The organism is Bacteroides sp. ET225 (assembly GCF_024733745.1).
Classification (GTDB): domain Bacteria; phylum Bacteroidota; class Bacteroidia; order Bacteroidales; family Bacteroidaceae; genus Phocaeicola; species Phocaeicola excrementipullorum.
The window spans coordinates 170,489-197,253 of the sequence record NZ_JANRHN010000001.1 but is presented as its reverse complement, the minus strand read 5'-3'; the positions used below and the strand labels follow the sequence as shown (position 1 = coordinate 197,253).

17 protein-coding genes are annotated in these 26,765 nt (G+C 48.8%); 6 read left to right on the top strand and 11 right to left on the bottom strand.

Annotated features, from left to right (window positions below; all coding sequences use genetic code 11):
- Nucleotides 1-239 precede the first annotated feature (239 nt).
- Nucleotides 240-1,619: an alkaline phosphatase gene (locus tag NW212_RS00900; protein WP_258336765.1), complete on the top strand. Its 1,380-nt coding sequence runs from the start codon at nt 240-242 to the stop codon at nt 1,617-1,619.
- A 374-nt stretch (nt 1,620-1,993) separates the two neighbouring features.
- On the opposite strand, the gene NW212_RS00895 is transcribed toward NW212_RS00900, so the two are convergent.
- Nucleotides 1,994-2,503: an ECF transporter S component gene (locus NW212_RS00895; protein WP_258336764.1), complete on the bottom strand. Its 510-nt coding sequence runs from the start codon at nt 2,501-2,503 to the stop codon at nt 1,994-1,996.
- A 36-nt stretch (nt 2,504-2,539) separates the two neighbouring features.
- Nucleotides 2,540-3,427, bottom strand: coding sequence for a helix-turn-helix domain-containing protein (locus NW212_RS00890; RefSeq protein ID WP_375337929.1), 888 nt, complete (start codon nt 3,425-3,427; stop codon nt 2,540-2,542).
- A gap of 440 nt (nt 3,428-3,867) precedes the next feature.
- Between NW212_RS00890 and NW212_RS00885 the strand changes: the two genes are divergently transcribed.
- The 5 genes from NW212_RS00885 (at nt 3,868) to NW212_RS00865 (ending at nt 13,532) form a co-directional block, all read left to right on the top strand.
- On the top strand, nt 3,868-5,697 hold the full coding sequence (locus tag NW212_RS00885) for a TonB-dependent siderophore receptor (protein WP_258336803.1): 1,830 nt from the start codon (nt 3,868-3,870) through the stop codon (nt 5,695-5,697).
- 58 nt (nt 5,698-5,755) lie between these two features.
- Entirely contained in the window at nt 5,756-6,742 is a 987-nt protein-coding gene (locus NW212_RS00880) for a DUF362 domain-containing protein (RefSeq protein ID WP_258336762.1), read from the top strand.
- Nucleotides 6,743-7,083: 341 nt separating this feature from the next.
- Nucleotides 7,084-8,808, top strand: a complete 1,725-nt coding sequence (locus tag NW212_RS00875) for a hypothetical protein (RefSeq protein WP_258336761.1) — start codon at nt 7,084-7,086, stop codon at nt 8,806-8,808.
- 12 nt (nt 8,809-8,820) lie between these two features.
- The gene (locus NW212_RS00870) at nt 8,821-11,034 is read left to right on the top strand and encodes a hypothetical protein (protein WP_258336760.1); all 2,214 of its coding nucleotides are present in this window, start codon (nt 8,821-8,823) and stop codon (nt 11,032-11,034) included.
- A gap of 206 nt (nt 11,035-11,240) precedes the next feature.
- Complete coding sequence (locus NW212_RS00865) at nt 11,241-13,532, top strand: hypothetical protein (RefSeq protein ID WP_258336759.1); 2,292 nt, start codon at nt 11,241-11,243, stop codon at nt 13,530-13,532.
- Between the two features lie 87 nt (nt 13,533-13,619).
- Here NW212_RS00865 and NW212_RS00860 read toward each other — a convergent pair whose 3' ends face one another.
- The 9 genes from NW212_RS00860 to priA all read right to left on the bottom strand — a co-directional run bounded on the left by NW212_RS00860 (nt 13,620) and on the right by priA (nt 26,727).
- Nucleotides 13,620-14,006 carry a hypothetical protein gene (locus tag NW212_RS00860; protein WP_258336758.1) on the bottom strand — a complete coding sequence of 129 codons (387 nt, stop codon included), beginning with the start codon at nt 14,004-14,006 and terminating at the stop codon, nt 13,620-13,622.
- A 39-nt stretch (nt 14,007-14,045) separates the two neighbouring features.
- A complete protein-coding gene (locus NW212_RS00855) occupies nt 14,046-16,073 on the bottom strand; it encodes a RagB/SusD family nutrient uptake outer membrane protein (RefSeq protein WP_258336757.1) in 2,028 nt (675 codons plus the stop codon).
- A gap of 24 nt (nt 16,074-16,097) precedes the next feature.
- Complete coding sequence (locus NW212_RS00850; RefSeq protein ID WP_258336756.1) at nt 16,098-19,415, bottom strand: TonB-dependent receptor; 3,318 nt, start codon at nt 19,413-19,415, stop codon at nt 16,098-16,100.
- A gap of 26 nt (nt 19,416-19,441) precedes the next feature.
- Nucleotides 19,442-20,671 (bottom strand): DUF4959 domain-containing protein, encoded by a 1,230-nt coding sequence (locus NW212_RS00845; protein WP_258336755.1) that lies wholly within the window; start codon nt 20,669-20,671, stop codon nt 19,442-19,444.
- A gap of 78 nt (nt 20,672-20,749) precedes the next feature.
- Nucleotides 20,750-21,268: an RNA polymerase sigma factor gene (locus tag NW212_RS00840; protein WP_258336754.1), complete on the bottom strand. Its 519-nt coding sequence runs from the start codon at nt 21,266-21,268 to the stop codon at nt 20,750-20,752.
- Between the two features lie 426 nt (nt 21,269-21,694).
- Nucleotides 21,695-22,915 carry an anaerobic sulfatase-maturation protein gene (locus NW212_RS00835; RefSeq protein ID WP_258336753.1) on the bottom strand — a complete coding sequence of 407 codons (1,221 nt, stop codon included), beginning with the start codon at nt 22,913-22,915 and terminating at the stop codon, nt 21,695-21,697.
- 61 nt (nt 22,916-22,976) lie between these two features.
- Nucleotides 22,977-23,453 carry a low molecular weight protein-tyrosine-phosphatase gene (locus NW212_RS00830; RefSeq protein WP_258336752.1) on the bottom strand — a complete coding sequence of 159 codons (477 nt, stop codon included), beginning with the start codon at nt 23,451-23,453 and terminating at the stop codon, nt 22,977-22,979.
- A 43-nt stretch (nt 23,454-23,496) separates the two neighbouring features.
- Complete coding sequence (locus NW212_RS00825; protein ID WP_258336751.1) at nt 23,497-24,219, bottom strand: phosphatase; 723 nt, start codon at nt 24,217-24,219, stop codon at nt 23,497-23,499.
- Between the two features lie 51 nt (nt 24,220-24,270).
- Nucleotides 24,271-26,727, bottom strand: coding sequence for a primosomal protein N' (gene priA / locus NW212_RS00820; RefSeq protein WP_258336750.1), 2,457 nt, complete (start codon nt 26,725-26,727; stop codon nt 24,271-24,273).
- Between the last annotated feature and the right edge of the window lie 38 nt (nt 26,728-26,765).

The following is a 26,765-nucleotide window of genomic DNA, read 5'->3' as shown; positions in this document are numbered from 1 at the left end:
AAAGTAGAAAGTTTTTTCTCTGATTGGTACTTTTAAGGCAAGTTTTATATAAAATTATATTGTAGAAGATGGTTTCATGAGGTATTGCGAAACTTTTTTTCATTCGTTTTCTGTGTTTATGATAAAATCAAGATGCGTTTGTTCTTCAAGTGTTCGTTTCCTTTGCTTGGACAGACTTTATATTTCCTTTATCTTTGTAGAGATTTGCATCAGACGATTAATCTTTAACAATAACTTTTATGAAACGGATTTTTTATGTGTTTTTGTTTCTGCTGGCAGGTGTCTGCACTTATGCCCAGCAGGCCAAGTATGTGTTCTTCTTTATCGGAGATGGAATGGGGGTGAATCAGGTGAATACGACCGAAATGTATCTGGCGGCAGGTCAGGGGCGTATCGGAGTTGAGAAGCTGATGTTTGGAAGCTTCCCCGTTGCAGGTATCGCCACATCCTTTTCGGCCTCGAACCCCATAACGGATTCCGCAGCCGGAGGCACCGCTCTGGCCACAGGCTCGAAAACTTATAACGGAGCGATCGGCGTGGATGCCGGCAAGCGTTCGCTCCGGAGCATTGCCACGCGCGCGAAGGCGAGCGGAAAGAAGGTGGCTGTTCTGACTACGGTGGGAATCAACCACGCCACTCCGGCGGCTTTCTACGGGCATCAGCCCGACCGCGGCATGTATGATGAGCTTGCGAAAGAGCTGCCGGCCAGCAATTTCGACTTTTTTGCGGGAGCCGGAATCTTGAGGTCGGGCGATAAGGCTGTTTCGCTGGAGCCTGTCATTGAGGAGGGCGGATATGCCATTGCGCACGGTATGGATGAATATGCGGCAAAATCGGTTCAGTCGGATAAAATCCTTCTTTTGCAGGAATCCGGAGATGATGTGAACAGCCTGCCTTATGCGATAGACCGGAAGAATGGGGATATGACGCTGGCGCAGATGACTGAGGCTGCCGTCGGCTTTCTGATGAAGGAGAAGAACAAAGGCTTTTTCCTGATGGCGGAAGGCGGAAAGATCGACTGGGCATGCCATAATAATGATTTGGCTACGGTTGTAAAGGAAGTGATTGACTTTGACAATGCCGTGAAAGTGGCATATGAGTTCTATAAGAAACATCCGAAAGAAACATTGATCGTGATTTCTGCCGACCATGAAACCGGCGGACTGGGAATGGGCATAAGCGGATATACTCTGAATTTGAAGGCGCTTGAAAATCAAAAGGTATCTCAAGAAGAACTTTCGCGGCGCATTACGGATCTCCGCCGAAACAAGGATGTCAGTTGGGAGCAGGTGAAGGCACTCCTTTCTGAAACGATGGGATTCTGGACGGAACTGCCGCTGAACTGGTCGCAGGAGCGTGCATTGCGTGATGAATACGAAAAGTCGTTTGTGCAGCATAAGGTAGAATTTACCGAAACGTTGTATGCCCGCTCTGAGTCTTTGGCAGCTGTTGCCCGTAAAGTGATGAGCCAGATTGCCAGATTGGGCTGGACCACGGGAAGCCATACGGCCGAATACGTACCCGTTTATGCTGTAGGGGCAGGCTCGGAGAAGTTTATGGGCAAGATGGACAATACGGACATTCCGAAGCGCATCGCTGAAGCCGGCGGGTATAAATAAGGAGATTCGGATTTTCCCGATGTGAAAGCCGTTGTTCTGTGTGCGGGAGGCAAAGCCGGATTTCTAGTTAGAAAAGTTGGTCTTCAAGTTAAATACATGCAGCTTCAGCCTCGAGATGTACGTCTTCAGTCTGGAGATTTATATCTCCAGCTTAGAGATGCAGATTTCTCCGAGAATGGCCGCTTTTTTCCATGAGTCGGGCAAAGAAGCTTTCTGATAGGGAGAGCAGACCGTTCCCCGTTTATATCGGATGTGCGGTGTTGAACGTTTGAATGCCGGCATAACCGAAAGGCGCAAATCCGCTGAAGAATAGATTGTCAGCGGGCTTGCGCCTTTTGTTTGTTTTCGGTTTGGGGCTTGTCAGACGCTTGCCTTTACTTGCGTATGAGGTATCTGATTACGGCATAGCCGCCGGCAATTTGCAGTAGCATCCCCGGTATGCCGATTCGGAAGTCCTGAACGGCATCATAGAAATTGCCAGTCATGGCCCATTCGCCTAATGTTCCCAGAATTTGATAAGTGAGTACGACTGCAAGCAGAAGGGGCAGGGTGATTTTCCGGAAGCGGCGGGCGGCATATCCTGCGGCAATAGCCAGGATCACTGATTTCAGCAGAATGGCTGGAAGTACGGCAGGCATAGGCATGCCGAACAGCCATGAATTGAGCAGCGGTGACGCAACGGCAGTCAGCAGTCCGGCTTTCCATCCGTATTTGTAGGCTCCAACGAGGGTGAAGAAATAAATGGGCAGCCATGTTGTTCCTCCCTGAGGTATCAGGTGGAAGAGTTGTGGAAGAACAAGGTTGCCTGCAATGAACAGCAATGCTGTCAGGTAAGTTTTTACATTGTTGTAAGGCAATGAATAAAGTTTTACAGTTGTTTCCATAATAACAGTGTTTTATTGGAGGTTAGAAAATAATTGTCAGTTCCTGGAGTTCCGGTACTCGTTGGGTGACATCCCCGTAATCTGCTTGAAGATGTAGCAGAACCGGCTGACGTTGGGGAATCCCAGCAGTTTCGCTACCGAAGCAGGGGTGTTTTCAGACTTGGCCAGCATCTGTCGGGCAGCTTCCAGCCGTTTGAACTGTAGATATTCGTCCAATGTCTTTCCTGTCACGAATTTCAGAAGGTCGTTGAAATAGGCGGCAGAGAGATTCAGTGGAGTCGCGCAGTATTCCGGCGTGGGGAACTTTCCTTCCTGCATCTGCCCCGAAGCGATATAGTTGTCGATGAAGCTGTTGAACTTCTTTATAATGGCCTTGTTCTTTTCCTCTCTGGTGATGAACTGCCGTTCGTAAAAGCGCGAGCAATAGTCGAGCAGCAGTTCGATCAGGCGTGATATCAGCGTACTGCTGTGCGAGTCGATGTCGTGGTGAAGTTCTTGCCCGATGGCATCGAAGCAGCGTGCAACGGTCGATTTTTCGCGCTGTGAAAGATGAAGAGCCTCTTCCTTGCGGTAGAAGAAGAACGTATAGTTGTCAATGTGGTTGTTTAATGTGGTCCGGAACAGCAGGTCGGGGTGGAATGCCAGCAGCAGTCCCTTGTCCGGCAATGTGTTTTCGGTGTTCATCCGAAACACTTCGCCGGGCGTGAGGAACACCATTGTGGCATTCGAGAAGTCATAATCCCTGCGTCCGCAGCAGTTGCAGTTGTCCGTGCAGTCCTCGATCAGCAGAATGGCGTAAAACTCGAACTTTACGAAATTCTCTTCAAAATCGGGATTCTCCAGGTTGATGAGGCTTGCCTGCGGATGCAAGGTCTTGCTTCCGAGGCAGCGGTTGCATTCGCACACGTCTTTTATGTCTAAAATATCATTCACAGTTTTCATCTCAAACAGATAAAACCCTATCGTTATTTTGCAGTTACAAAAATAAGGGGATATTTTGGAATATGCATTACCAGAATTACTGATTAAACAACCTTGCTTACAGAGTTTCTCGTTTTTTCACGCAAGGAATCGGGATTTTCTGTAAATGGGGTTGTTTTTTCAGTAATTTATGTACGCTCCGCCTGGTTCAAATGCCTTATTTTTGCAATGTTCCAGAATGGAAAGCGGGCTCACGCAAATGGTCCGCCAGATTCTTCATAGCTCTGACGGAGAGATGTGCCAGACTTCATCGGTATGATGATGCAGGTGATGGTTTGGCACGCTCTCTTTTATTATTCATTGATTTAATTTGATTTGATTTTATGGGTTTGCAAAAACGTTCTGTTGTTGTGTTTGCTTTTGTATGTATCGTTTTTCCGGGAATGGCGTTGGCGGAAGAACCGGTTGATTCGCTTTCTTTTCAGAAGGTGCTTCCTTTGGATGAGGTAGTTGTCACCGGCACGCGGAATGAAGCAGATGTTCGGCATCTGCCTATGACGGTTTCTGTTGTCGGGCAAAACCAGCTCGCCCGCCGTTACCAGCCTTCTGTCCTGCCGGCTCTGGCTGAGCAGGTTCCCGGGCTGTTTGTTACCAGCCGTGGGGTGATGGGCTATGGCGTGTCGACCGGAGCCGCCGGCGGACTCAGCTTGCGGGGAATGTCGGGAAGCGCACAGATGCTGGTGCTGATTGACGGGCATCCGCAGTATATGGGGCTGTTCGGCCATCCCATTTCCGATTCGTATCAGACCATGCTGGCAGATAGGGTGGAGGTGCTGCGCGGTCCGGCTTCTGTGCTTTATGGCTCGAATGCGATGGGAGGAGTCATTAATATCGTGACAAAGAAGAAACGCGAGGATGGAACAGATACACATATTAATATAGGTGCCGGTTCGTATGGAACATTGCAGACGGAGGCTGTAAACCGGGTGAAGAAAGGACGGTTCAGCAGTGTGGTTTCCGCTTCGTATAACCGTACTGACGGACATCGGGCTGATATGGGATTTGAACAATACGGTGGCTATGCCAAACTGGGATATGATTTCACAGACAGCTGGAAGCTGTGGGGAGATGTAAACGTAACCCATTTCAACGCTTCAAATCCGGGAGAAATAACTTCTCCGCTGATTGACAACGATTCGCATATTACGCGGGGTATGGCTTCTGCCATGCTGGAAAACCATTACGGGCGTACTTCCGGAGCGTTGAGCTTTTTCTATAATTGGGGTCGTCACAAGATAGACGACGGTTATCACCCGGGCGAACAGCCGCAGGAATCATTGTTCCATTCAAAGGATCTGATGATGGGAGTGTCATGGTATCAGAGTGCAGAATTGTATGAGGGAAACCGCTTGACCGTGGGGTTTGACTATCAGCATTTCGGAGGCGAGTCGTGGAATGAGGTGATTGCCGACGGAAGCCGGGTGCCGGGGGTGGACAAGAAGCAGGATGAATTTGCAGGCTATGTGGATTTCCGTCAGGATATCGGCGCGTGGCTGTCGTTGAATGCAGGAGTACGTGTTGACCATCATTCGCATGTGGGTACGGAATGGGTTCCGCAAGGCGGCCTTGCCTTTCATCTCCCGAGGCATGCAGAGCTGAAAGCGATGGTGAGCAAAGGCTTCCGCAATCCGACTATCCGCGAAATGTATATGTTCCCTCCGCAGAATCCGGATCTGATGCCTGAACGGATGATGAACTATGAACTTTCATTCACTCACCAGTTGCTGGACGGTGATTTGAGGTACGGTGCCAACTTGTATTATATCAACGGAGATAATCTGATCATGACAACCCGTGTGGATGGCAGGCCGATGAATGTGAACAGCGGGGAGATAGAAAACTGGGGACTGGAAGGCAATGTGTCTTACCGCATCAGTCCGTGGTGGAATGTGAATGCCAATTACAGTTGGGTGCATATGGAAAATCCTGTAATTTCGGCACCCGAGCATAAGCTGTATGCAGGAGCGGATTTCCGCAAAGGACGTTGGGGTGTTTCGACAGGGGTGCAGTATATCAGGGGACTTTATACTTCCATTTCTCCGGAGGTTACAGAAGATTTCGTGCTGTGGAATGTTCGTGCCGACTATCGCCTTTGCCGTTGGGCCTCACTGTATGTACGCGGCGAGAATCTGCTGGCGCAGCGTTATGAAATCATGCTGGGCTATCCGATGCCGAAAGCTACGTTCCTGGGTGGAATAAGCATCAGACTTTAATCGTGAATCTGAAGAAATACTAAATATCCATTTGTTGAATGAATTAATTATGTCGTTTATGAAAAAGTTATTCAGAATGTTTTTGTGCGGGGCCTTCGTTTGTATGGCCGTGTCGGGCAGCGCATGTGCCCAGTCGGCAGAAGCTGGGACTCGGAAAACGGAAAGCGGTCTTCCGAAAGTGTATATGTATAAGGATATAAACGCTGAGAATCTGGTAAAGATCTATAAGGCGCTTGGGCGTGAGGCTAAGGGAAAGGTTGCCGTGAAGGTCAGTACCGGAGAACCGGGCGGGCACAATTTTCTGCAGCCGTCATTGATCAAGGATCTTGTGAAGCTGGTGAACGGGACAATTGTAGAATGCAATACGGCTTATGGAGGCGGACGCGCAGATACGGAAAGCCATCTGAAGGCAGCTAAGGATCACGGGTTTACGGCAATCGCTCCGGTCGTAATCATGGATGCCGGAGGGGAGGTGGCTATTCCTGTGAATGGAGGCCGGCATTTGAAGGAAGACTTTGTAGGAAAGGATTATCTGAATTATGATTTTACGGTGATCTTGTCCCATTTTAAAGGGCATGCCATGGGAGGTTTCGGCGGAGCTATCAAGAATATGTCGATAGGCATTGCTTCCTCGAAAGGAAAAGCCTGGATTCATTCCGCCGGAAAGAGCAAGAATCCGGCCGAAGTGTGGAGCAACCTTCCGGCGCAGGATGATTTTCTGGAATCGATGGCCGAGGCTGCAAAAGCCGTAGCTGACCATTGTGGCGAGAATATCCTTTATATCAGTGTCGCAAACAATCTGTCGGTAGACTGCGATTGTGATGCTTCGCCGGAAGATCCGAAAATGGGAGATATCGGCATTTTGGCTTCACTTGATCCGGTTGCTCTCGACCGTGCCTGCACTGATCTTGTCCGAGCTTCGGATGATCATGGAAAAATTCACCTGATTGAGCGCATTGATTCACGCCATGGCATGCATACGCTGGAGTATGCGGAGCAGTTGGGTATGGGCAGCCAGAAATATGAATTGGTAAAGCTTGACTGATGAGAATGAGGCTCTGACATCCGCTGGGAGCCGTGAATGTCAAAAAATACAGGAGGTCGTTTAAAAACCGAAATCCGTTTTGTCTGTAGAACAAAGCGGATTTTTTTGTTGTTCTAAATGCAATGTCGGCGCAGATGCGCGAATTTGGCCGGCAGCTTTGAAATAATGGGGTTTATAACTAGACTGACTAAAAACAAATGGAGAAAAAAAGTTTTTTGAGTGCTTTTATTTGCAGTTTATTTTTGGTGGCCTGTGAGCAAACCGATTGGAGGGATTCTTCAAGAACAGAGCAGGAAGGTTTTGTCTTCCGTCTGCAAACTGCCAGTTATGACAATGCGTGTGTGGAAGAAAAAAGCCGTTTCTTATCTGTACAGAAGACTGACTATGACAGAGTGGAGTGGTATGTGACCGATGATGAGGGGAAAGTGGTGGAGAATCTGAAAGGCATGTATGAGCCTGCCTCGGCGGAACTCCATCTTGAAGGACTGAAAAAGGGAGAGTATAATTTGCTGTTGCTCGGAATCAGAGGACAAGGAGAAGAAGATGGCGCTGTGATTCATCGGTTGCGTGATGAAACGGATGAATGGATAACTTTTCCGTCTGATTTGCGCCGGCCCTTGTCTGCGGAATACTTCTATTCACGGACGCCTTTCAGCGTGAATGCAGTGAAAGGTCCGGCGGGAGAAGAGGAAACGGTCGCCTTCTCCCAGAATGTGATGCTGCGCCGTATCGTAGGGCGTGTGGATTTTTCATTATCTTTTAATAATGTTTATGTGCGCAATGCAGTCGTTTCGCAAAAAGCCAGGCTGGAAGAAGGGCGTTTCTATACCGGCTTGTCGGGCAATGGGAATTATGTCGGCGAAACCGGCAGATTTGCGCAGGAGTTGGATTTGAGTTCCGCAACGTCTTATCTTTTCCTGCCTGCTGTTTCAGGCTCTTCTTTAAGGGGCGAAGTAGAAGTCTGTACGCGCGGTTACCGGGGCGATCAGGTGCGCAGGGTTTTTGTCTTCGACAGCGTGTCTGTATCTGCAAACCGGATCGGACAGATTCATACGTCGGTAGATCATCCCGACGACAGCCAGGGGCTTATGTATTTTACGGAAGAAGCATACAGGGAAGGAGACTATCAGCGGATTCTGCAGGATGGCGAGCCGAAAGAAGTCTATGCGGATTCCCGGCAGCGTTCGTTCAATACGTCCCGACCGCTTCAGGCAAATGTTGCCGAGGACGGCCGTTTGCATTTACGTTTCTATTCGCCCCGGGAGCTTCGTAAGGTGCTGGTGAAGGCACGGATTCCATCTGCGGAAAATGAGTTCTTCAATCTGGCATACTTTGAATCGTTGCCTGCTTTTGCTGATTTCTATCAGGAGATGCCTCTGCTGCTCCGCGAAGGGGTCTATCAGACAGAATCCGGACGGTATATTACGCTGTCCCGGTTTGAGAAGGAGGAACTTCGGAATATGGAATTGAGGATAGAGGCAGACGATGCTTATTGGGATAAGCTCCAGAAGATTAAACACGGATGGAATGTTTCTTTCAACCTGTATGGAGGTGACCCCGACAAGGCTGACGGCGGACCGGCCGGTAACTGGATGGGCATTCGCCCGGTGCATTGCCGGGAGGCGGTTGCCCTGTTCATTAATTTCACTTATATGATTGATATGCCCGAGCACGAGGAAATATTGCGTGCCAACGAAGACCGCCTTTATGGCAATGGGGGAGTGGGTGATAAGGTGACGGCTGATGTAGTGCTGAAGCAAATGCGCCAGGAGCGTTCGCTGAGTGTGGGTCTGGTTTACACGGGAAACAATGTGTACGGACTGGGAGGCGGCAGTGTGTTCGGTGCATGGCAAGGAGGATGGTTTAATCATTATACAGATACGTATGCGTGTGAGGTGATGTTTCATGAGCTGGGACATGTGATGGGATATTCACACAGCAGCGCGTTTACCTACGGGCCTTGGGCTCAAGAACTGATGAACAGGTTTTATGTGACTCATATTCATGAGATGCCTGTTGATTCTCCCGATTATTTGAACAGTAAGAACAATCCGAACAAATATTAAAAGATGAACCTGATGAAATACAATCTATATTTGATATTCAGTTTGCTGTTGCTGGTTAGCTGTAGTCAGAAAGAGGATGTGGCCGGTGAGTTGCCGCAAGGAACAATAGCGGCCCAGTTGAAAATATCCGGTATGCCGGGCGTTTGTGGCAGTGATGCAGAAGTTGATATAAAGGACTTGCAGGGATTCCGTTTCGAGGATGGAGTGCTGGCAGAGGTCTTTCCGTCCTTGGCGTTGGATAAAGAAGGCATGTGTGCTTTCGTTCCGAAAAGAGAGAAGGGAGATCTGTATTTTCTTGCGAATGCCGGAGCTGCCGAAGGACTGGATAAACTGAAGCCGGGCGTATCCTTACTGGACGATTTCATGGAGCTGGAGGTTTCTTTCCCTTCACTGTCACTGGAGGTGCTTCCTATGACCGGCAGCATGGCGGTTGAAGGCAAGCATACGAAATCCGTACTCATGAAACGCAGCGTGGCGCGGATTGATTTGTCATCGTTTGCCAAGGGAGTGTCTGTAAAAAGTGTGGCGGTGCGCAATGTCTTGACAAACGGCTATATGAATGAGTCGGAGGTTGTCCGTACGCCCGAAACAGACGAGAAGACCGATTTTGAGAAAGTGTTTGAAGATGGCTGTTTCATGAACCGGAGCGAACCTTTGTTTTATATGGCCGAACAGAAGAATGCGGGGCTGGCAGTAGAGATTCTGTTGAACTGCAACGGTTCCTGGCAGCGTTTGGAAGCGCGACTGCCTGAAACGATCAGAAGAAACACGGTTTATGATTTGCAGGTGAGCGGTCTGGGGGCTTCGGCAAAAGTGGATGTCATTGCAGGAGATTGGGAGTCTGGTGACGGAACCGTTTCTGAAAATCGTCCGCTGGGAGTGATTGATGCGTCCGCATCTGAATTGTCCGGCGGCGTGCGGATCAATGCGACAAACGATACGGTGCATGTTCCTTATTATGGTTCTGACTTTCGGCTGGCTTTATTGGGCGAAGAAGGTGCCAGAATAAAAGTGGAGGGCACTGTTGACGGAGTGATTGTGAACCAGACTGCAGCGCGCACTCTGCAAAAAGTAGCTGAAGTGTCAGTTTCAAGCAAAGTGCGTATGCCGGGCACAAAAAAGGAGTACATTTATCTGGATGTATATAGCCGGGACACATATGCTGCAAGAGTTGTGCTTGTCTTTGAGGGAAGTCCGGTGAGACTGGAAGGACAGATCCGTTTTGATTCGGATGGAATATGCGACTTCAACCGCTATATAGACGGTGAGTTGGGGATGATCACATTGCCGGAAGGCAGGGAAATCCGCCTGGAGTTTGCCGGAGATTCGCCCCATTGGATGAAACTGGATCAGAATGAGGAAGGCTCCTGGCGTTTGCTGGGAGGATGGAAACCGAACGATCCGGAGGCGGACGGGCGTGTGCAGGAAGGAAAGATTGTGATTTCCGGTACAGACGGTCTGCATCGGGAAGTCTATACGGTGCGGCGCGTCAACTGGGGATTGCCGGTGGTGAACATCCATGGCACATGGTGGTGCAAGTATAATCTGCGCGGAAATGTAAAGCGTTTTGAGGATCAGGTGCTCATCCAGAGCGATCCGGCGACGCAAGAAAATCTGGCGCAATACCTGATGAGCTGTAGCGAGAGCGAACTGCTGGCTTTGATGGGGCATCAATATCAGGGAGGAAACAATGACGGACTGCCTCTGTCGCATAACGGAAACAGCTTCTATTATGACGGGATGAAGTCTTCCGGACAGAATTTTGGCACGATGGATCCGTCTGAAATGGCTCCTGACGGTTACCGGATTCCGAGTTATGAGGATTATGCTTTCTTTTCGTGGGGAGATAATGTGAATTTGGGCGGTGTCGGTTCACGTCCGTTCAACAACAAAACGGGCCAGCGCCTGAACGTGACGGTTGCCGAACGTGATGTGTCGTTTTTGGGAAATCATTTCGGCGTTGTTTCCTTTTATGACTTTGAGCAGGATGGAAACCATTGGGTCTTGTACGGGCTGGGCCATCAGTGGAATACGACGCCCGGAAGTATCGCCCGGATGAACATCTTGTTCGCCACTTATGGGCATTCGTCGAACACATGGGGCATGGAAGGATATGCTTCGAGTGAAAATCCGGGTAACAACTGGTTCAAGTTTGTGCCTCAGAACAGTCAGAAGACACGGACCATCCGGTGCGTGAAGAATGCTGTGGAGTATATTTATGACTGACAGCCGGTCTGTCCTGTGCAGGCATGATTTTCGGATTGCCTCGTGGATAAGTCTGTCTTTAGGATAAAGATGTATGTCTTCAGGCTGGAGATACACATCCTTAAGCTGGAGATGTATATCTCTAGCCTGGAGATACAGATTATCCGGACATATCGTACTTTGTCTATCTGACATGTCATTTTTTATTAACGAAAAAACAAGTAATCATGCAATTGAATAAACTATTTCTGAAAGTTACCGTTTGCCTGTTTTTGGCAGTTCTTCTTTTTCAGTCGTGTGCCGACGAGGAGGCTCCTGGAGTTTCTCCTCCTGCTGCCTCTTCGGTCAAGATAAAGTTTTACGCTTTTCCTGCCTCTTCTGCCGGCGATTCGCTGGCAGAAAGGGATGACCGCTTGACATCAGTGAAGGCCTGGCTTTTTGAGAACGGCATCCTGTCGGAAGTGTGGGAGCAGATTCCTTTCTCGGGGGAAGGGTATGAACTGAAGCTGGATAAGGTTTCAGGGCGTTTGTATGCCGTGGCAGCAGAAGACGGTCTGGCTATGGACATGCGGGATGCTGTTGTCGGAACTTTGACAGAGCAGGAATGGCTGAAGGCGACGGTGAAGATGAAAGGCGGTGAATTGAAACATTTTGCGACCGGCAGTTTGGACTTGTCCGCTGGTGAAAGCCGCGTGTCCTCCTCAACGCTTGTACTGAAGCGGGGCATTGCCCGTTTTGACTTGCAGATTGAACCGGATCAGTCGATAGAGGTAGAGTCGCTGACTTTGAAGAATGCGCTTCAGGATGCCTATTGCTTTCCGCAGGAGTCGGTGACTGTACCTGAAGATGCCGTATACGGCGACCATGTGGTACGTTTCTCTTCGCCCTTGACAAGCGACAGTCTGGGAGTCGTTCATGTTTACGAGCAGGCTAATCCGGAGCTGAAAGTCTGCATCGATGCGAAAGTGTCCGGCAGTCCGGTCCGTCTTGAAGAAAAAATGCCTGAGGTCATCAGGCGTAATTCAGTTTATGTGGTGAAAGTGAAAAACGAAGAACAAGGCCTGCTGCTTAGCATTGAAGAGTGGAATAAAGAGCATATAGATCTGGATGTGTCGGTGAGCAGCCGGCTGAAGATCGCTTCGGCCTCCGTTTTGCCGGAGGGAGTGGAAGTAGCGGATGAAGGAAGCACGCTGAAACTTCCGCATGCGGCAACGGATTTTGTATTTGGTGTCGATTGCGACAACGAGCTTGAACTGGTTTCTGCCGAAGGAAGTGCACTCGTGCAGGTTGAGGCTGTTCCGCAAACAGGTGCGAATCTGTATAGGGTGCGCAAGCCGCTGTATGTGCCGAATCATCCGCAGGAGGAGGTCGTGCTTCAGTTTCGCCGCAAAGGTCTGACAAATGCATACCCGGAAGATTGCATCAGGCTTTCAGCATCTCCGAATCCGGTGACAGTTTCCGGCCTGCTGGCTTTTGATCCGGAAACTTACGCTTGCGATTTCGGGCGTTATATCGATAATGAACTTGGCGTTCTGTCGTTGCCGGATGGCAAGCAGCTTTCTGTTGAGTTTGATAGAGGCGAGGATCCTTGGATAAAGATCGACGGGAGAGATTCTTCGGGTGCTTGCCGTGTAATAGCCGGCTGGAAGCCGAACGACAAAACAGCCGACGGGCGTGTGCAGGCGGCCCGCCTGGTGATAAGCGATAAAGAGGATGCTTCACGACGTGAAGAGTATGTAGTCAAGCGCCGGAATTACGGCCTTCCCGTCACCTGGTTCCATGGGGTATGGTGGTGCAAATACAATGCCCGCGGAAATTCGAAATCATTCGACGACCAGATTCTGTCGTCGTCGGATCCGGCAGAGATGGCAGGCAAGACTGTGTATGACTACCTTGCGTCTTGTCCGGCAGAAGACTTTCTGGATTTGTGGAAATGGGAATACATGGGCGACAGCGGAATGGGAATGGAAGTGGTAGATGATGGCGGCAAGCTCGTGCTTGCTGGATATAATAATGGAGAGAAGGTTCATCTGAACAAATTGCCGGCCAACGCTTTGTCGCCTGAGGGATATGAGCTTCCGTCGTTTGAAGAATTCAACCGGGTGTTTGATGCCACTGATTATATCTGGATGATGTGGAACGGCTCACATAAGCTGAAAGTCCCCTGGGAAGGCCACGAGATTGTAAACCGTGAGCGTTTTTGGCGTAACGGCCTGCAGCTTGGCACAGTTCCGATGCAGAATATCATTATCTGCCGGATGTCGAGCCCGGATTTTCCGGAGCATGAAGGAATTACGTGGTACGGCGCTTCTGCTCAGTGGAATTCAGACGGAATCAGGCATGCAGACCATTACAATAACATCCTGTTTGCGATGAGTTCTGCAACGGGGCAGGGGTGGTATATTGCAGGAGGCCTGGATAACCTGTATCTCAACAAGAACGGGGCAGGAGCAAACAATTCGCGTGTTTTGCGATTTAAGAAATCGCCGGTAGAATATATCTACGGGAACGGTGAGTGATATATGTGTGAAGAGCAAGAAAGAGGGTGCGGCAAAATTCAAATCAATTTTCATTTTGCTACACCCTCTTTTCTTATGGGCGGAATATCATTGTTCCGTACGTGCACTGATATTTACAAGCATGATGTTATAATGTGCTTTGTTCATGTCTGTACCCTCAGGACGGTAGTCGGTTTTCATTCCGATGCCGCTAAAATTGACGTACTCAGCGCTCTCCAGTGCCTTTACTTTTTTAGCGTCCTCTTCACGGTCTACGATGAATACGCTCATTTGCAGATTGTATTTTGTGATCGTATCCGGGTCTTCATATTGGGTGAGAATATAATATGTCCCGTCGTTGCTTACCGTTGCCTTGGCGTTTTGTACGTTGATAAAGTCACGTGAGTCTACATTCGGGTTTCCGATCTCGTCATCGCATGAAGCAAGAATGAGGATTCCCAATAAGATTCTAAAAATATATTTTAGCTTTTTCATTGTTTTTGTTGTTTGGTTATTACTTTTTATTCATTCAGGTTACCATCCCGGATTCTGTGTCAATTGCGGGTTCAGGCGAATTTGTGCCAGTGGAATGGGGGCCAGATATTCACGCTTCTCGAAGAGCAGGTTAGAGGCTAAGGTGGCAATCGAACGCCCGTAGTCCGGGTCGTTCGGTCCGCTGCCTTCATAAAGACCGTACAGTAATGGAGAATTGTCCGGATCATAGCAAGGTTGTCCGAAATAGTTCAGGTCGTTTGCCGTATATTTCGTGTAAGCCGTATTCAATACATGTCGGCCCAGCTTTTGCCCGGTCAGATTGATGTGTGCGATTCCCCAGCGTTTCAGATCGTCCAGACGGAAACCTTCACCGAAGAGTTCGCAGGCACGTTCGCGGCGGATTTCATCCAGCATTGTCATCTTTTTGCAGATGGTATGTCCTGTCGCATGATCGAAGTAGCCTGCATCCCATACATTGGCAATCAGTTCGTTTGTCAGCGGAGCTACTCCTGCCCGGGCGCGTGTTTTGTTGATCGAATAGTTCAGGTCTTCATTCGAAATGCTTCCGTTGTTAAGTTCGCAGGTGGCTTCAGCATAAATCAGGTATACTTCGGCCAGACGGATGAGCGGATAGTCGGCTGATTCTGTGTTCTGGGGGCGGTTGGCTCCCTCAGGCAGGTACTTGCGGCTTCCGTAATTGGCATGTGTACTGTTGTTGCGGAGTGTAGGGCGTGTAATCAGGTACGGACTGCTGTAGGCCGGATCGTTCTCATTTCGTACATCGTTGCTTTGGGGATATACAGGATCAGGATAAGGCTTGCCCAGTTCCGTACACTGGCGGTTGTCTTCCGGTCTGCTGCTCCATGTTACGCGGTCGGGCAGAAATGCACAACCGACAAACCGATAGTCGCGGTTGCGGAACTCGCTCGCGAATTCTCCGTATCCGAAGAACTGCGGATTGTTCTGGGCATCTGCCATGTTCCCTGTATAACTGATACGGATGGGCAATCCGTTACGGCAAAGGAATGATTCGCCGAAGCTGGCACTGATATTGGTTGCCTGCCACGTGATGACTGTATGTGTCAGATTGACTCCTCCACGGTTCAGGTCATAATCGTATTTCTTGAAGAATATGAATTCTTTGTTTGTATTCTTGCCGGCTCCTTTGAAATTGCAGATGTTGCCGCCCTTGTCGTCGATGTTGAACAGATAGTAGTAGCTCAGTGAGTCGCACTCCTGCCACAGGGCATAGGTGCCGTTCGCCTCTGCATCGTCAATCACTTCTTTAGACAGTTCCTTTGCGCGCGAAAGCATGTCATTAACAGTCTTGTAGCCTTCCGGTTTGGCTGTGCCTGCACCTGAACCTGAGCCGTCACCGTCCAGGTCATAGTTGATGGTGGGCACATACTTCTCCCATGTTGCTTCGTAAAGAAGTACGCGGGCCAGGAATGCTTTGGCTGCCTGTTGGCTTACTTTCCCCTTTTCTGCATCGGGAATATCCTGCTCCAATGGCAGCAATGGAATGGCCTTCTCCAGGTCAGAGGATATAAATTCCGCCACCTCATAGCGGCTGTTCCGGGGTGCATATAGAACCTCGTCGCTCATGTCGGGTGCATGGTCAATGAGAGGAACGCCGCCGAAAGTCTTGAGCAGCGTGAAATATTGCCATGCCCGGAAAAAATATGCAGTGCCTATTGATGCGGCGATTGCGTCTTTATCCCCATAATCTTCCGCTTTTTCCAGCAAAACATTTGAAGTGCGGATATGTCCGTAGATTTTGTCCCACCGCCAGTCGCCTTCCGGAGCGGAGCCTCCTCCGTTCGAGCCTAGGCCCGAAATGTCCAGATTTTTATCCATATTTGTGTAGGCTGTGCCGTTAAGGTCTTTCCAGCCGTCGGTGTTATATAGTGCATTGGCTGCCTGTTCGAACTGTTCGGGAGTGTGGAAGGTTATGGCTTCCGTTCCTTGTGCCAAGGGTTCCTTGTCGAGAAAATCGCTGCATGCACTCAGTAGCAAGGAAGCAGTAACGACAGAAGCCATGCATATGCTATTGATAGTCTTTTTCATGTTTCGTTTCTTTTTATTGTTTTTTTAGAATGTAACGTCTACACCGAATGTGAGCAGTCGGCTGAACGGGAAGCCGTTGTTTGAGGCCTCGCCGCGTTCGGGGTCATAACCGTCGTTTACACTGGTCCATTCCCACAGGTCGTCACCAGAGAAGTAAACTCTCAGCTTGTTGATGCCTGCTTTCGCTGTCCATTTCTGTGGCAATGTATAGCCGATAACCAGTGATTTCAGACGGATGTATCTGTTCTTCTGTACGCTGGCATCTACGTTGTTGTAGTTGAATTTGTTGAAATTCTGGTCGCGTGAAAGAATCGGATATTCCGCTCCGGTGTTGTCCGGTGCCCAAGTATTGCCCAGATAGTTTCTGTTCTGACGCACATAGTTGGTGACGAACGGTGCATAAACATTTCCGGTTCGCAGCAACATCTGTTTTCCTACACCTTGGAAAAATGCAGATATGTCAATGCCTTTCCATTCCAATGTTCCTTTCAACCCGAATGTCAGGCGTGGGGCTGCGTCACCGATGTAATACAGGTCGTATTGTGTGATTGCTCCGTCACCGTCGCGGTCTACATAACGGCGCGCACCCGGGCGGAGTGTGTTTGTTGATGCTTCCTGGGGAGCCGGCAGGATATTGTCGGGCTTCGGTCCCGTGTGGTCTGCGTTCCAGTAATACATTTCATAATATGCATCAACTTCTTCCTGAGTTTGGAACAGTCCGTCTGTCTGATAAACATAGATGGAGTTCAGCGGTTTTCCAATCAGGCGGTTGTTATTGTTGTTATAACCTGCTACTGGAATGTTTGTATTGCCGCTCATTTCCAACAGTTCAGTGGATGCATCGGAAAGCGAACCGCTGATGCTGTATCTGATTCCGTTGATCTGGTCAGACCATCCGGCGGTGATTTCCCATCCTTTGGTGCGCAGTTTGCCGTTGTTGCTTAACGGGGCACTTGCACCTAATACGGCCGGATAGGTGATAGGAATGAACATATTGTCGTTTGTTTTTATGAAATAGTCGAACGAACCTCTCAGTCGGTTGTTCAGGAATGCCCAGTCTACGCCGATATTGTGACTGAGGATAGTTTCCCATGTACGGTCGTCAGACCTGATTCCATCCAGCCACATTGAGGTGTATTGTGTTGCGTCACCTCTTCCGAAGAATGCGTTGCCTGTCTTGATCAGTGCATAGCGTTCGTATTCGCCTATGCCTGTCACACTACCGGTTCTACCATAATTGTAACGTACCTTCAAGTCGCTTAACCAATTCAGGTTCTTGAGGAAATTCTCTCTTGAAATTCTCCAGAAGCCAGATACCGAAAAGAAGTTTTTCCAGCGTTGTTTCTCTGATAGACGGGATGATCCGTCCCTGCGTCCCAAGAATTCGATTGAGTATTTGTCGTCATAGATATAGTTCAGTCTTGTCAGGTAAGATACGAATCCCCATGAGGTTTGGCCTCCCCCGGCAGTATTGTTGTCACCGTTTGTCCATACTTCAAGGTCTGTCAAGTTTGCACCAGGATAAATTTCTCCCTTGTTGCGCGCAGCTGTTACTTTTTTCCAAGTTTCTTGTTCCGCTGTCATACCAATCATAGCCGAAACCTGATGTACATCAGCAAACAGACGATTGTAGTCGAACTGAGCGCCTACATTGATGTTTTCCCATCGTTGTATTTCTTCTTTCAGCGACCCTGGCGACTGGAACCTTCCCATTACCTGTTCGCCTGACCAGTCGTAGAACTCGACTGGGAGCTTTACCTCCTGATATTCTCTTCTTGCCATTTTGTAGTTGCCGTTTACAGAGAATTTCAGTCCGGATGTCACCCATTTCGAAAGGTCGAGAATTGCCCGTGCATTTCCACGGAAGTTGCTGAATGTATTTGTGTTCTGTCCACCTTTGGTGATTTTTCCGATGGGGTTACGGTTGCCGCTGAATACGTCTAGCGGATCACCGTTCGCATTGTAGACAGGCCAGAACCAGGCATCCATGTAGCCTTCCCCTACGCCTGATGACGGAGTAGATACATCTTGTTTCTCGTATGACATGCCTACTTCAAACTTCAAGAAATCGTATGCCTGATAATCCATGTTCAGGCGGCCGCCGTATTTCTTTTGTCCGTCATCGGCAACTTTCAGTTGGGACTGTTCGTTCGAATAGCTCAGTGAGGCATAATAGCCGAACTTGTCGTCTGCCCCGGAAATGGTGATAGCATGTTTGTTGGAGGTTGCATGTCCATACATGGCATCTTCCAGATATACATTGGGATCCCAGCGCTCTATGAATGTTCCGTTGTCAAGGGTCAGAACTTCTCCATTGCGCATGGCGTTGAAAAGGTTTGCTCCACGGTAGAATGTCGGTACTCCTCCTGGCGACATATGGCCATCAATGGCAGTTCCTCCGTTGTCCGCATTATTGAAAATCCACCAGTTGATGTTCTGGTAAATCTGGCGAGGATCCTTGAAGCTTGGATTACTGCTTGCGGTGTCCCAATATTGGGCCTCGAAAAACATGTCAAGCCACTCGTAATTGTTGGTATAAGGTGTCTCGATACCTGTTATCGTACGGCTTATGGAACCGTTGTAGGTAATCTGTGCCTTTCCTTTTTTACCGCGTTTGGTTGTTACCAGTACGACGCCGTTTGCGGAGCGGGCACCGTAGATGGCGGCAGAGGCATCTTTCAAGACTGAAATGTTCTCTATGTCATTCGGGTTCATTGCATTCAAGTCGTCCAAAGATCCTGACATACCGTCAATGATTACCAAAGGAGCTCCGTCACCATTGATAGAAATGTCACCGCGGATTTTCATGGCGGCTCCTTCACTGCCGGGGCGTGATGAAGAACGAGTGATTGTCAGACCCGGCACTTCACCTTGCAAGGCTGTGGTGGCGTTGGTGATGCCGCGGTTGGCGAAAACTTCTTCTCCTCGCACCTGGCTGATTGCACTGGTCAATGATGCTTTCTTCTGTACGCCATATCCTACGACTACCACTTCGTCCAGCAATTTGTCATCTTCTTTTAGAGTGACAGTAAACGAGCGTTTGTTACCTATCGCAACTTCAACGGGACTGTAACCGATGAATGAAACGACCAACGTTCCCGAAGCGTTGTTCAGCGTGAAATTTCCGTCCATATCGGTGATAACACCGTTAGAAGTTCCTTTAATTGTGACACTGGCACCTATCACCGGTTCTCCGTTGCTGTCAACCACTTTTCCGGTAATGGTTCTTCTGGTCTGTTGTGTGCTCTGCGTTTCTGCCGAGCCTGTCCCATCGGCAGCGTTGGCTGGGGGTAAAGATACCGCCAGACACAATGCTGTTGCAAATAATACTTTCTTCTTCATATTATGTATTTTTTAGCATTAGATTCTCATTCTGCTGTGTACACATTGATTTCTGCAAGCATGGCCTGATCGCCGGTGCCTTTATATTTTTCTCCAAAATAGACTTTGATGTAGCGGACATTGGGGCTGCCCGTCATGCGATAGGCTTGCGGCGTTTCTAGGTTTGCATTGAACGAGTATTCGCCTCTGTCATCCCAGCTCCATGTATCTGGGGTTGTCGGGTTGGCTGCATTTTCTCCAGAACACAAATAGAACTGTTGCCCGGTCTGGCATTTCGCTCCGTCTTTACCTTGGCGGCGGATCAGTTCGATGCTGCTGACTTTTACGTTTTTCCCCATGTCAAGGATAAACCAGTGCGGATATTTGGTTCCTTGGCTTTTCCATGTAGCGTGCCAGAATGTATTCAGGTTTCCGTCAATCATGGCTATTACACGTCCTGCTGGAGATACTCCCCCGCCTTCGCCTTTTGTTTCTTGAGAGCTGTATCCTATTGTTTCTGCATCGGAATTGTCGTCATATCCGGGAAATGTCCAGGATGCTCTATCGACTTTTGCTACCATTTGCGGCGTCACTCTTACTTCTCTCGGTTCAGAAGTATTCCCTGCCGAATCTTTTCCTTTTATGTTGATGATACATTCTTCTCCCGCAATAAACTGGTTTCCGTAAGAAAGGCGGACCCATTGACTGCCTGCAGAATTTGCGGCTGCCTCAAAACTTGCAGTCCCGGATTTTGAGGCATCATTTGCAGACTGATAGTCTATTTCGATGAAAGCAGACACGCTATATTCATTGTTGTAGTTTACAAGCACTCCTCCTTCGTCTGGATCTATGGTTACGCTTTGTGCTACACCTGTAAAAGCCGGTGCTCCTGGAGCGGCTTCCGTTTCAATGGGGCCTAGATTTCCACCTTTTACTGCACATGCGTAAAGAGAGAACTTGACGGGGGCGGTGGATGTGAAGCCTTTTATAATGGCATTGCATTCGCCTTGTTCGTTTGCCCGCTCTTTTGAAATAATCTCATACTGCTGTTCTCCTTTGGCATCCAGATATTCGATTTTTGTATACATAAAACTTGGACTGGGAGGAATGTTCCATGTCAGATGCACTTCGCCTGGTCCGGCAGAGGTCTGTACATTCGTTACTTGGGCAGGAGCAGAATTGTCTATTTCCACCCGTTTGTCTGCTTCGTCCAGGCAGGAAGACATCCCTGTCAGGAAGGTGCCTAAAATTGTTATGGCAAGAAATCTCTTTGCCATAACTAATTTCAATGAACTTCTTTTCATAAAACATACATTTTTCATGTGATTAAATTTAGTTATGTTGGTTTTGCTGATTCAGATGTGACGGCTGATGTACTGACGTACCTGTTTGCGTCCCAGCAGAATATGTCCTTCTACGGTGCGTCGTGATATATTCATTTCTTGGGCGATCTCAATTGCGCTCATTTCTTCGAAACGTGACTTATAATAGATGATTTTGCATCTCGGAGGCAATTTGTTTACCCGAAACAATTCCAGACGCTGTATATCCTTTGCGACAATGTCGTTTCCCGCATCGGATTCTGTGGTTGGAATCTCTTTTGTCAGAGTAGCACATATTTCCTGTCTTTTATAGTTTCTGCGCAAATAGTCGGTTACAAGATTTTTAGTTACAGTGAAAAGGAGGTGATGCACAGTTTTTTCCTGAATCTTTTGCTCATGAGTGATCAGGCGCAGGAATGCGTCTTGTGTCAAGTCTTCTGCGTCAATCTTGCATTTTAATCTTCTTGAGATATAATGATAGATGGGCATACGATATTTTTGGTATGCTTCTATTATGATAAGTTTGGTGGATTCAGGGTGCTTGCCTTTCATAATATTATAAATTATGCGGCAAAATTAGGATTTAACCCTCAGCTTAGTTGTAATATATGTAACAGATGATATAACATCTGTAACAAATGTTCTACAATAGTTGAATCCTACAGGTTTGAACGTACTGTCGGACTCTTTCGGCTAGCTCTTCTAGTGTTATCGTAAGCCTTATTGGGTGAAGAGGGGGACTGTTTCGGAAAGAGTTTTTTGTCTGCGGAAAAGTCTGGATATCTGACAGGGAGGCTATTTTAAAATAGAAAATAACTATTAAAGAATGAAGTCATAGTTAGTATGGCGAAGAATCTCGTGTACATCTGATTATGTTTTTTGAGATTCTTCGCTGTGCTATTAATGACAAAATAAAGGCTGGTTTTCGTTTATGAAAGTTTGCGAGATTTGAGTTAAGGCATGATGTTTTTTTATGTTTCAGATTTCTCCCTTTTTGATGGCTTCCATCACATTTGCGGGAGCGCGCTGTGCCAGATATTCTTTTTTCATGTAGTCCATGTAGGGGGCGGCATGTTTAAAAAACTGATGATACCCTTTGCAAAGGTAGTTCAGTCCCGGTTCTCCGGAAGCAGCCCGCATGAAACGGTTCTTCGGGCATTCCCCGTTGCAGGCGAAAAGGTATTCGCATTCCCGGCACTGCGAAGGAAGTCCCTCTTGTTTCATCCGTCCGAATCTCTGCTGCTTTTCCCCGTACATCATTTCTACCAGCGTCTTTTCGTGAATGTTGCCTAGCTTGAACTCAGGGAAAACAAAATGGTCGCACGAATAGATATCTCCGTTAAACTCCATTACTCCGGCGTGACCGCACCATTTTCCCAGCGTACATACTCCCGGCTGTTCTCCGACCCAATTGGCCAGCGTTGAATCGAAGAGTTGGATGAAATAGTTGCCCACATCGTTGCGTACCCATTCGTCAAAGATGGTGCAGAGAAAGTTTCCCCATTGTTCGGGTGAGATGGAGAAATCGGCCAGCTTCTCGTTTTCCTCAAGCGGAGAGGCCAGATGTCTGCCGTCGGCATGGGGACTGATTCTTTCTACGATGGGCGTGAACTGGATATAGCGGCAGTTTATTTCTTTGAAGAAATGGTAGAAGTCAAGCGGATAATCGCCGTTGAAGTCGTTCACAACCGCCAGTGCGTTCCATTCCACTCCGTGCTTGTTCAACAGGCGGATGCCTTGCATTACTTTGACAAACGAAGGACGTCCCTGCCGGTTCTTCCGGTATTCGTCGTGGAACTCCTGCGGACCGTCGATTGAAACTCCTACCAGCCAGTTGTTCGTCCGGAAAAATTCGCACCATTCATCGTTCAGCAATGTGCCGTTTGTCTGGATGCAGTTGTCGATGGTCCGTCCTTCCGCATATCTTTTCTGCAATTCCATAACGCGCTTGTAGAAGCTCAGCGGACGCATCAGCGTTTCTCCGCCGTGCCATGTGAAGAGCACTTGCGGCATTGTCTGCGACTGAATGTATTCGCGGATGAATTTCTCCAGCAGCGCATCGCTCATTATGTGTTTTGAGATGTCTTTATACAGGTTGGATTTTTCGAGGTAATAGCAATAGTCGCAAGCCAGGTTGCAGACGGCACCTATCGGTTTCGTCATGATATACATCGGTCTGGCAAATGGAGCAGTAATCATTTGGGGTAGTTGGAATTTAAGCGTTAGTAATTAATGGTTAAGCATACTCGGAGAGGCATCGTCAGTCCGGCATTTCTTTTATCTTGTCGAGCAGCCCCCGGCAAGCGTCTTCGAGGATGTCAAGCACATTTTCGAAGCCCTGTGCCCCGCCGTAATAAGGATCAGGAACATGGTCAGCGATCTTGACCTTGCAGAAATCTGTCATGCGGCCTATTTTCTTCTCCGTTTCAAAGTCGGGAGCTTTTTCGCGCAGGGCATCAATGTTGCTGTCATCCATTCCCAGAATCAGGTCGAAATAGTAGAAGTCGTCGGTCCGTACAGGGCGTGAACGATGAGTCAGGCGATAGCCTCTTCTTGCAGCGTGCGCACGCATTCTTGCATCGGGCAGGTCACCTTCATGGTAGCCGCTGATACCTGCGGAGTCTACTCCGATTTCATTCTCCAGTCCTTCCTTCTTGAGGAGCGTTCTCATGATCTCTTCTGCAGATGCCGAGCGGCATATGTTTCCGAGGCAGACAAAAAGTATTTTATATTTCATGTAAGCAGCAAATAATTGGCAATTGATAATGAATAATGGAATGTCATACCTGATTGTTCATGTTCAGATACTCTTTGAATTTCTTTACGTCCGTGTTTATTATCAGTTCTTCAGGAAACTCCGCCTCGTTGACCAGTTCCATCGCGAAATTGTATGTGGCGATATCGAACGAAATGTGTGCGTCGCTTCCTAAGATAACCGGTACTTCGTACTGTTTGCACAGGCGGAGTATTTCCAGGTTGTTGGGCCTGGCCTCCACCTTATGCCGGCTTGGGCGCAGTGAGCTGTTGTTGATTTCAAGCAGGGTATGGTGCTCTTTTGCAGCCTGTACGATCGGTTCAAACAGCAGTTTGGCCGTACCATCCCCCGGATGGCTGATAATGTGAATATAAGGATTCGCTATAGTGTTTATCATCCCCTGTGTGTTTTCTTCGGGAGTGCCCGGCGTATAGCAGAGCGAATGGATTCCGGCTATACGGATATCGAGCATGTTCAGGTAATGTTCGTCAAAGTCGAGATTTCCTTCCGTGTCGAGTATGTTGATTTCGGCTCCCAGCATCAGTTCGATGCCGTACATGTTTCGCGGAACAATGTAAAGGTTGCGGAAATAAATAGGAGCACAGCTTCCCGGTATGCCGGGCGAATGCTCTGTGATGCCCAGCAGTTTCAGTCCTTTGTCTGCGGCTGCCTGCGCCATTTCCTGAATCGTGCTGAAGGCATGTCCGCTAGCGATGGTGTGTGTATGTACGTCTAACTCGATTTTCATATCTGTCTTTTTTAGCGTTCATAATTTAAGCAGATGAGTCTGCACCGGTAGTTACATAGGGTCTGCATCGTAATAAAAGTTTACAGTACGGAAGCGTTCGTCTGCCGTAATGGCTTGCTGTACTTCCGTCAGGTATTTCTTCACTTTGCTCATTGATGCCTGTTGTTCTATCTTGATTACTATTTTCCGGATAAACAGGGTCTGTATTCTTGCTACAGGCGGTTTGTCCGGACCGAGCACCCTTTCTTTCAGCCCGTTGCGCAAGTAGACTGCTGTCTGCGAAGCCGCCTGTTCCACTACGTCTTCTTTCCGATGTTTCAGGTATACATAGATGAGCCGGTAGAAGGGCGGGTATCTGAACAGGTGCCGTTCGGCCAGTTGGTCTTCATACATTTGCCGATAGTTATTGTCCAACACCTGCCGGATAAGCGGCAAATCGGGTGATTTTGTCTGCAAGACCACCAGCCCCTGCTTGTCCCTTCTTCCTGCCCTTCCTGCCACTTGGGCCATAAGCTGGAAAGCGCGCTCATACGAACGGAAGTCGGGGTAGTTGAGCATGGAGTCGGCATTCAGAATGCCCACCACGCTTACTTTGTCGAAGTCAAGTCCTTTTGACACCATTTGCGTGCCTATCAGGATATCTGTCTTTCCGTCTTCAAAATCCGCGATGATTTTCTCATAAGCTGTCCGGGTGCGTGTGGTATCCAGATCCATTCTGGCCACGCGCGCATCCGGAAACAGCAGCCGGATATCATCTTCTATTTTCTCGGTGCCGAATCCGCGGTTGGTCAGTTCGGTCCCTCCGCAGGCCGGACATGCCTCGGGCACCTGATAAGTATAGCCGCAATAGTGGCAGGTCAGTTGGTTCAGCCTTTTGTGGTAAGTCAGGCTCACGTCACAGTTCTTGCATTTGGGCACCCATCCGCAAGTGCGGCATTCAATCATCGGGGCAAAGCCGCGGCGGTTCTGAAAGAGAATCACCTGCTCTTTGTTGTCCAGGGCTTCTTTTATCTTTTGCAGGAGGAAAGGAGAAAATTGCGCCGTCATCCGTTTTTTGCGGGCAAGCTCCTTGATGTCTACCAACTCGATGTGCGGAAGCCGGATCTGCCGGTGGCGTTCTGTCAGTTCAGCCAGTCCGTATTTTCCTTGTTCGGCATTGTAATAGGTTTCGATGCTTGGCGTGGCGGTTCCCAGCAATGTCTTGGCGGCGAACATGGACGCCAGCATGATTCCGGCATTGCGGGCATGATAGCGGGGAGCCGGATCCTGCTGCTTGTAGGACGTTTCGTGCTCTTCGTCAATGATTACCAGTCCCAGCCGCTTGAAGGGCAGGAATATGGACGAGCGCACTCCCAGAATCACCTCGTAAGGAGTGTCGGATAATTGCTTCTGCCATATTTCCACTCGTTCTGCGTCAGGGAACTTGGAATGATAAACTCCCAGGCGGCTGCCGAACACTCTTCTCAACCGTTCGGTGATTTGGGCGGTCAGTGCGATTTCCGGGAGCAGATAGAGCACTTGTTTTCCTGCTTGAAGAGCCTTTTGTATCAGGTGGATATAGATTTCTGTCTTTCCGCTGGATGTTACTCCATGGAGCAGGCACACATCCTTTTGCCCGAACGAGCGGAGAATGGAGTCAAACGCTGCCTGCTGGATCGGGCTGAGAGCATTTACCGGACTTGTTTCTTTCGCCTCCAGATCAAGTCTTCCGGTTTCATGTTCGTATGTTTCAAGGATTCCTTTGGCTGTCAGTTCGTTCAGAATGCCGGATGAAGCTCCTGATGCTTCGGCCAGTTTTTCCCGCGAAACTTCTTTGGGTTCGCATCCCTCTTCCCATTCCGACAACTCCAGATACTTCAGCAGCACCTCTCGTTGCCTGGTTGCGCGTTTCAGCATGTCCAGTTGCAGATGAATGTTTCTTTCGTTCCGCATCTTTTCGGTCAGGCGGACCCGGGTTTCTGTGCGCGGCTTGTAGTTCAGCTTCAGCTCTTCTTTGATCCGTATCGCGTCTTTTTCGAGAAGCGACCTGATGACAGGCATCAGGTTTCTTGTCTGTGCCGCCTTTTCGAGCTGCGAGATATTCAGGCTTTTGTTCGCGAGCAGGTCGAGCACTTTCTGCTCTTTTTCGGGCAACGGTCCGGACGCCTCGAATTCAGGATTCCCCTCCACACGCGTTTCGCTCTCCAGCTTCAAGCCGGAAGGAATGGCTGCATTGTAGACATCCCCTGTTGTGCAGAGGTAATAACCGGCCATCCATTTCCAGAACTCATATTGGTGTTTCAGCAGAATAGGATGGTTGTCGAGCACTTCGGTCACTTCCTTGATTTCGTAATTGGCCGATGGCGTGGAGTCTGTCTGGATTACAATCCCGGTGTAATATCTTTTGGCTCCGAAGGGAACGATGACACGGCTTCCCCATTGCACTTTTTCCGCCAGACTCTCAGGGACAGAATAAGTGAATTGACCCGCTACGGGCAGAGGCACTATGACATCGACATATTTCTTCATAGGGCAAAGATACAAAGAAACTCCGTTTCCTGCTTCCT